This is a genomic window from Dialister sp. CAG:357, from assembly GCF_000435155.1.
In the GTDB taxonomy this organism is placed as follows: Bacteria; Bacillota; Negativicutes; order Veillonellales; family Dialisteraceae; genus Dialister; species Dialister hominis.
In genome coordinates this window covers 1-8,165 of sequence record NZ_FR896444.1, presented here as the reverse complement: position 1 = coordinate 8,165, position 8,165 = coordinate 1, and the positions used below count along the sequence as shown (strand labels likewise).

At 48.4% G+C, this 8,165-nt stretch carries 6 protein-coding genes and 1 other annotated feature; of the genes, 2 read left to right on the top strand and 4 right to left on the bottom strand.

Annotated elements, in window-relative coordinates:
• The first annotated feature begins 238 nt into the window (after window positions 1–238).
• The gene (locus tag M3200_RS06560) at window positions 239–985 is read left to right on the top strand and encodes an aldo/keto reductase (RefSeq protein WP_022382737.1); all 747 of its coding nucleotides are present in this window, start codon (window positions 239–241) and stop codon (window positions 983–985) included.
• A 237-nt stretch (window positions 986–1,222) separates the two neighbouring features.
• Here the strand turns inward: M3200_RS06560 and M3200_RS06555 are convergent, their stop codons facing one another.
• From M3200_RS06555 to M3200_RS06540, 4 genes are all read right to left on the bottom strand, one after another.
• Window positions 1,223–2,050: a MetQ/NlpA family ABC transporter substrate-binding protein gene (locus M3200_RS06555; RefSeq protein ID WP_022382736.1), complete on the bottom strand. Its 828-nt coding sequence runs from the start codon at window positions 2,048–2,050 to the stop codon at window positions 1,223–1,225.
• 82 nt (window positions 2,051–2,132) lie between these two features.
• Window positions 2,133–2,374, bottom strand: a binding site (T-box leader).
• A 1,568-nt stretch (window positions 2,375–3,942) separates the two neighbouring features.
• Window positions 3,943–4,794: an aldo/keto reductase gene (locus M3200_RS06550; RefSeq protein WP_022382735.1), complete on the bottom strand. Its 852-nt coding sequence runs from the start codon at window positions 4,792–4,794 to the stop codon at window positions 3,943–3,945.
• Between the two features lie 23 nt (window positions 4,795–4,817).
• The gene (locus M3200_RS06545) at window positions 4,818–5,684 is read right to left on the bottom strand and encodes an aldo/keto reductase (RefSeq protein WP_022382734.1); all 867 of its coding nucleotides are present in this window, start codon (window positions 5,682–5,684) and stop codon (window positions 4,818–4,820) included.
• Between the two features lie 105 nt (window positions 5,685–5,789).
• The gene (locus tag M3200_RS06540) at window positions 5,790–6,302 is read right to left on the bottom strand and encodes a flavodoxin (RefSeq protein ID WP_022382733.1); all 513 of its coding nucleotides are present in this window, start codon (window positions 6,300–6,302) and stop codon (window positions 5,790–5,792) included.
• A gap of 166 nt (window positions 6,303–6,468) precedes the next feature.
• On the opposite strand from M3200_RS06540, the gene M3200_RS06535 reads away from it, so the two are divergent.
• Window positions 6,469–7,323: a LysR family transcriptional regulator gene (locus tag M3200_RS06535; protein WP_022382732.1), complete on the top strand. Its 855-nt coding sequence runs from the start codon at window positions 6,469–6,471 to the stop codon at window positions 7,321–7,323.
• Window positions 7,324–8,165 lie beyond the last annotated feature (842 nt).

Genomic DNA, 8,165 nt, shown 5'->3' with positions numbered 1-8,165 from the left:
AAAGACGTATCGGAATACCTTTAAGGATATTAAAGGGACTGCAGTGAAAATGCTGCAGTCCTTTTTAATTTCGTCATGCTTAATTAAATTGATTCATATAAAGCAAAATAAATATTTAACATAGCCGCATGGCTGCCATATAATAGAAGGGAAGAGTTTGCGGAGCTTTGGCTCCGGTGGCCGTCCGATAGGACGGAGGGGGAGGTATTAGGACAGAAAAAAAACAGCAGGAATCGCTATGGGCGCCTGGTCCTGGGGCGTAGGCGGAAATGGCGGAGACCGTGTATTTGGAAACACACTCACAAAAGAAGATTTATGGCCCGTATTCCGCCGCGGCATGGAACTGGGACTCAATCTATGGGACACAGCTGCCGTGTACGGAATGGGTGCTTCTGAGACGATTCTGGGCAAATTCGTTGATGACTGCGACAGGGACGATCTCTACATCTCGACCAAGTTCACCCCGCAGATTGCCAAAGACGTGGAGCATCCCACCGAAACAATGATGGATGAAAGCTTGAAACGCCTCCATACCGACTACGTCGACCTGTACTGGATCCACAATCCGGCCGACGTGGAAAGATGGACAAAGGAAATCATCCCCGTCGTGAAAAGCGGCAAAGCACGCGCCGTCGGCGTTTCCAATCATAACTTAGAAGAAATCAAAAGAGCAGAGGAAATCCTTTCGGCAGAAGGCCTTCACGTCGCAGCCGTGCAGAACCATTACAGCCTTCTCCACAGGTCGTCCGAACGTGCAGGCATCCTGGACTATTGCAAAGAAGAGGGCATCACCTTCTACGCTTACATGGTCCTCGAACAGGGCGCCCTCACTGGCAAGTATGACAAAGACCACCTCATGCCAGAAAGAAGCGGAAGAGGAAAGAGCTACAACGGCATCATGGACAAACTGGACGGCATCCTTGCAGCCCTGAAGGAAATCGGGGAAGCGCATAACATCACCCCGTCCCAGACCGCCATCGCCTAGGCCCTTGCCAAAGGCACCCTTCCGATCATTGGCGTCACGAAAGTAAAACAGGTAGAAGAAGCCGCCGCTGCCATGGATGTGAGACTCACAGAAGAAGAAATCCAGAAGCTCGAACAAGAAGGCGACAAAGCCGGCGTCCATACACTCCGAGTATGGGAAAAAGATATGGACTAAGGAAATAAAAAAGACTGCAGCAAAATGATGGCACATTTTGCTGCAGTCTTTTCATTTTCCTTCTTAGAATGCCGGAACGAGGCCGTCGGAGAAGTTATCGTTGATATACTTGCGGACGTTGTCGCTCTGGAAGATCTTGACGAACTTCTGGTAGGTCGGGTTGTCCTTATCCTGTTCGCGGGCTGCGATGATATTGACGTATGGGGACGTGTTATCTTCAGTAGCCAGTGCTTTCTTGGAGTCCAGGTTTGCGGACTTCGCATAGCCTGCGTTGATGACGGAAATCGTTACATCATCGAGGGAACGCGGGAGCTGGGCAGCTTCGAGTTCGATGATTTCCAGTTTCTTTGGATTTTCAGCGATATCATTGATCGTTGCCTTTGTCGGATCGGTGCCCGGTTTCAGCTTCAGGAGACCGTTGTGGTCCAGAAGGAGCAGAGCGCGTCCGCCATTGGACGGATCGTTCGGGATGGAAACCTTTGCGCCGTCCGGAACGTCTTTGATGCTGGTGATCTTATTGGAATAAACGCGGAGCGGTGCGAGGTATGTATTTCCGATGGAAACAAGGTGGGTCCCGTTCTTTTCATTAAAAGCCTGCAGGAACGGGCCGTGCTGGAAAGAGTTCAGATCGATGTCGCCGGCAGCCAGAGCCTGGTCCGGGGTGACATAGTCAGAGAATGTCTTGATATTGACAGTCAGACCCTGCTTAGCAGCTTCCTTGGCTGCATATTCCATGACCTGTTCAGAATAGCCAGGTGTAATACCTACGGAAATTTCATTTTTCACAGCAGCAGAAGAAGCAGCCGGCTTCTTGTCGCCGCCGCAGCCGGAAATGACACCGGCAAAGGCAATCGCTGCCAGGGAAAGAGCAATGGTAGTTTTTAATTTCATAAAAGAGACCTCCTTACTAAATGCAGAATGATGGAAACTTCACAGGAAAGCAGCCGGGAAGGAAACAAAAAAAGCCCCGCCCCAAAGGGACGAAGCGTCTGTTCGTGTTACCACCCAATTTTACCGGCAGATCACTCTGCCAGCCTCGCAGGTACGGGAGAAACTCCGATACCCTGTCTCTGTAACGGGAGATCCCGGGCTGCCTCACTATTCGGCACGCCAGGCTCAGAGGCCATCTTCTGAAACGTATCCGTACTCCCTCTCACCAAACGGAGCTCTCTTGGCCGGATCCTGTTTTCATACTCTTCTCTTCACTGCCTGTATGAAGCTTGCCATTACTATAGCATTGCAAAATAGGGCTGTCAAGAAATTCACCCCGTTTTTACAAATCTAATGAAAAATTTCGATTAAGCATACACGACATCACACGAAATGGAACCGAACATAAGGTTGTTCACTATATTCACAGAGTTATTCACAGTTATCCACAGGCTGTGTAAAAAAATTGTGTGAATTGGTATTTTCACGATAATAAGCAGGAAAAAATTCACTGTCCACTGGAGATATACACAGAAAACTGTGAATTAGTGTGAATAACTCATATAAAAGAAGGATTTCTATCTGTAGATTCATTCGATACCAAGCCGATTTCAGGACATGAATTCACAATTCACACCTGTGGAAACTGTGAATTCACTTTTCACAGGGGAAAACGCCTGTAAAAAAATATGACAAAGTAAAGCGAAAGTCAAAAGAACTGATTGCAGGAAGCCGGTTTCCTTCCTGTTTAACGGACTATTCACAGATAGTGGAATATTTGTCCGCTGTCCATTCCCAATGGAAAGATTTTCCTCTATATATTTTGAGGAGGACTCCGGGACCCCATAAACCACCTTAAAGGAAAGTGTACCATTTAAGAAAAAGCGCATGTGGAAAACCATGCAAATCGAACAGAATTTCCTTCAGAGTCAAAAACCGGAGAAAGTCAACCCACATTTTTCCCCGCTGCTCCCCGCATGCGGCAGCATCTGATAAAAACAGACTTTTCAAACGAAATCATGAGAATGAAAGAAAAGAGGAAATCCCGAATCCATGGGCAAATCCCAATGCCGGTCACTTTATGGTCAGGCCAAAATGAGCAGAACAAAACCCCCTCGATTCGAACCAAATGTTCTCATGAAAAACTTTTGAATAAGTCCATTGAATAAATACATGAGTGAGGATAGGAGAGGGATGTGGCTTTAAAAACGTACAACCGAACTTCGTTCGAGGAACCTTTTATATTGGAAAAATCGATGAATATTGCACCCCTTTCCCGAAAACTTTAGAAAATGCATTTTCTAAAGACCATAAAACCAGCCTAGCGGCTGAAGAAATGCAACTCATCCGCCCGACATCAGAATTTAAGGTCGGGCACCTTCCCTTCCAGGGCAAGGTCAAAGGCATTCTTCCCCGCTGGGGCAGGTCAAAACCTTCCGTATCGTCGCGAACGGCTATGTAACTGCGATGTACTGAGTCTTGATTTATCAAACTGCGATGTACTGAGTCCTGATTTTCAGGGCCGTAGGCCGGTCTTAACCTTGCTCCGGCAGGAGAAGGTGGGAAATTTTTGCTTTTTAAAAATTTCTCGGATGAGTTGCATTTCCACGAGCGCAGCGAGGTTTTATGGTTTTTCATCGAACGAAGTTCGGTTTAAGGGTGTCAGAGCTCGCCCCGTAGGGGGAGCTGGCGACGGAGTCGTCTGAGGAGGTTCATCTCCACGAGCGCAGCGAGGTTTTGAGGTTTTCAGATAGCGCAAATATATAAATGTGTTGGTATTCTCTAATCAAATATGCAAGCAAAAAAGCCGCAGAAATGATGGCTCATTCCTGCAGCTTCTTTTTAATTATCTATCAGTCATGTACTTTAAAGTTGGCAAGGAGCATTTCTGCTACGCCCGGTGCATCCGGGTTGTGGTGGCCTTTGCCTGTATCCAGGGCTTCCATGGATTTCATTTCTTCATCGGTGAGCTTGAAGTCGAAGATGTCGATGTTTTCTTTGATTCTTTTCTCGTGGGTGGATTTCGGGAGGACGATGAATCCTTTCTGGTTTTCGAAGCGGAGGATGATCTGGCCCGGGTTCTTTCCGTATTTTTCAGCGAGGTCTGTGATGACGGGGTTTTCAAGGAGGGCTTTGTCTCCGTGGCCGAGCGGGTACCATGCTTCGAGGCGGACGTCGTGTTCTGCCATGAGCTTACGGATTTCCTTCTGCTGGTAGAGCGGGTTGCATTCGACCTGGTTGACGCTTGGCATGGTGTCGAACTGGGGAACGAAGGAGTTCCAGATCTTCAGTGTCATGTTGGAAACGCCGATGGAGCGGATCTTGCCTTCTTTCTTGGCTTCTTCCATAGCTTTCCATGCGCCCGGTACGTCGCCGTATGGCTGATGGATGAGGTAGAGGTCGATGTAGCCGAGACCTAAATTTTTCAGGGATGTCTCGATGCCCTTCTTGGCCGGTTCGTAGCCGTAGTCCTGAAGCCAGAGTTTGCTGGTGACGAAGATTTCTTCTCTCAGAATGCCGCTGTCGCGGATGGCGCGGCCTACGTCTGCTTCGTTGAAGTAAGCAGCTGCGGTGTCGATGTGGCGGTAGCCGAGGGACAGAGCTGTGCGTACAGCATTGTAAGTTTCATCGCCGACGGGAATCATGAATACGCCGAAGCCGACGGACGGGATGACGACGCCGTCATTTAATGTGAATGTTTCCATGGTGTTCTCCTTTATACTGTCAATTAATGTTCAAATGAAAGATGGTTGAGGTTCTTGACGAGGTCCGGATCGAAGTGGTTGATGATGCCGCTCTTGCCTTTGTCCTTGGCGCTGATGGTCTTCATTTCATCTTCAGTGAGCGCAAAGTCCCAGATGTTCAGGTTTTCCTTGATTCTTTCTTCGTGAGTGGATTTCGGGATGATGGAGAAGCCTCTCTGCACGTTCCAGCGGAGAGCGACCTGTGCTGCGGTCTTTCCGTACTTCTTGCTGATGGCGGTGAGGTCCGGATCGGTGAAGATGCCGTAATTTCCTTCAGCCAGCGGGCTCCATGCCTGCGGAACGATGCCGTAGGATTTCATGACACGGAGGTCTTCTTCACGGGTGAAGAAAGGATGCGCTTCGATCTGGTTGACGGCCGGGATGATTTCCACGTTTTCGCAAAGGTTGACGAGGATGGACGGGAAATAGTTGGATACGCCGATGGCTTTTGTGAGGCCGTCTTTGGCTGCTTTTTCGAGGTCTCTGTAAGCGGTGAAGTAGTCGCCTATGGCCTGATGGAGGAGGACGAGGTCGAAGTAATCAAGGCCGGAGAGCGCAAGGGAGCGTTTTACGGATGCGTAGGTGTCGCCTGCCTTGTGCATGTCCTGCACCCAGACTTTCGTCGTGATGAAGAGGTCTTCTCTCTTGACGAGGCCGTCAGCGATAGCGCGCTTCACAGCTTTGCCAAGGGCGGATTCATTGCCGTAAGCGGCTGCGGTATCAAGGAGGCGGTAACCTGCCTTGATGGCTTCATAAACGGACTTTTCGCAGACATCAAGATCTGTGATCTGGTAGACGCCGAAGCCTTCCATAGGCATCCTGGCGCCGGTATTGAGTGTGGCAAATTCCATTTCAAATCTCCTTTTTGTGTAAAAAATTGATACATTTTCTGTATGAAATGACATAGTAATTCATACATTCTTTGCATATTACAGGCCTCTCCTATAAGAAGGAAATCAGGCCTTTTTTGCTCTTTTTTTGATGGGCTTCAAGGGTTCGAAGAAATCCTGCGAGGCGAGCCATTCGTCGATGTTCTTCAATTCCTTGTTGTAAAGGCCGGGACGGATTTCTGCATTTTTGGCATCTTTTTCCGCTTCTTTCATCGTATTGGGAAGGAAGCCGGGGTCTTCATCCAGTGAGTTCGGGAAGATGTAAATGGGCTTTCCCATCCAGTCAGGATACGAAGAAAGGAAGGAACGGATGACGCCGGGATAGGTGTAGTACCATATCGGAAAAGCAAGGAAAATCGCGTCAAATGTGCGTATGTCCGGGAGAGGGAGCTTCAGGGCAGGCCGCAGCTTCTCTTCTGCGTCAGCCTTGCCTTCGACTTCGGAACATGTCTCGTAATCTGTGCTGTAAGGCGGATTTCTTTCAATCCGGAAAAGCCGCCCCCTTGTTTTGACGGCAAGCATTTTTGCAATCCGTTCCGTATGGCCGCTCCAGGAAAAATAAGCGATGAGTAATTTCATGGGTGCCTCCTTTCATGAATTTGATTCCTGTTTACATATTCATTGTAGGAGAAAAATGAGGCCGGGTAAAATGAAAGATGCGTATAAAAATATACTTGCAAGGTATATTATGCCAGTTTATAATTAAAAACATGGAATGGAAGGCGGTTTGCGAAAGGAGAGAGAAATGATCGAATCATACCTGCTGGAGCACCTGGTTGTATTCAGCGAGCACAGGACGCTGTCCGAGACGGCTTCCGTGCTTCATCTGACACAGCCGACGCTGACCAGATCGATGAACAAGCTTGAAGAAACGTTCGGCGTTCCTCTTTTCACCCGCGAAAAGAAAAGAATCCGTCTGAACGAAAACGGGTGGATGGCAGCCCGTTATGCCAAGGAAATCCTCCGAGAGGAGGAAAAGATGATCGCGCAGGTGAAGGCGCTCGACCGCAGAAGAAGGACGATCACGGTCGGCTCCTGCGCGCCGGGGCCGATGATGGAGCTCGTGCCGTTTTTGACGGACGCGTTCACGGGGATGACAGTCTCGACGGAAATCAAGCCGGAGAAGGAACTCCTTGCCGGCCTTGCCGATCACACGTACCAGTTCGTCATCCTGAATCACCCCTCGGACGATGCAGCGCACTACAGCGAGCCCTGCGGCTCAGAGCACCTCTGCGCCTGCCTGCCGCCCTCGCACAAGAGAGCATACGACACGTCCATCCGCTTCGATGAACTGAACGGGGAAAACTTCCTCATGATGAAAAACGTAGGCGTCTGGAGCCCGATCGTCCGCGGGAAAATGCCGAATTCGAAATTCCGCATGCAGGACGACCAGGAATCCTTCCGCGAAGTCGTGGAACACTCCTCGCTCCCCAGCTTCTCGACCGACATCAGCCTCCGCGTCGTAGGAAACTACGGAGACAGACTCTCCGTCCCCTTCTCCGACCCCGAAGCGGAGATGAACTTCTACTGCGTATGCCTCGCAGGAGACGAGACCAAGTACAAAACCTGGTTCGAAATCCTCAGAAGAAAAATGGGATGAGCGGCGAGAGACTGAAGTCTTGAAAAAAGCATCCAAACAAAAGAGCTGCAGAAATGAGAAATCATCTCCGCGGCTCTTTTTGTTGGGGGAGTGGGGCGGAGCGAGGTTTGTTTTCCTTTTGCGAAGCAAGGAAATGGTGTTAACCTTCCCAGACGGGGAAGGAGGGCCACGAAGTGGCGGTTAGGGTTGATTTCCAACGAGCGGAGCGAGGTTGTATGATTTTCAGATAGCACAAAAATATAAATATGGTAGATACTTCTCTCATCGAATTTGCCAGCACATAAAAGGGACCGTGACAAGATGACTGCACATTTACTCACGGTTTTTTTATTGCTGCCGTGATATAATAAATTAAAAGGGCTCAGGCAGGGACTTTATGCAAGCCCCATACCTATGTACCTTTAAACCGGATTAACCTATACAATCTGTTAATGTATTAGTAATTGAATGAGTCCATTCAAAAACATGTACATTGTTATCTAATCCGTTGCCACAAATTTTAAGATAAGATTGTAAGGTTATCACGTCGCGTCCGTCAAGCTTTAGAAATACTGTAACCCTTGCAAGTATCCCCTGTATGGGATAATCAAGCGTTAAACTACAACCATTAACAGACAAGATAGTTTCGCTACAACTATCGCCTGTGATTGGGTATGTAGTTTCTAAAGGCTTGAGGGCGTTTTCTATTTCTCCATCTCTCTTATATCTCTTTAGCATAATAAACTATATTTTTTCTATGTTCTGGGATCGCCGATAGAATCGGGTGTTCCAGCGCTCTCCATTTCATGGAAATTTTCAGAAAGATAAATATCTAAAATTGCAAGTTCAAATTGAACACCTTT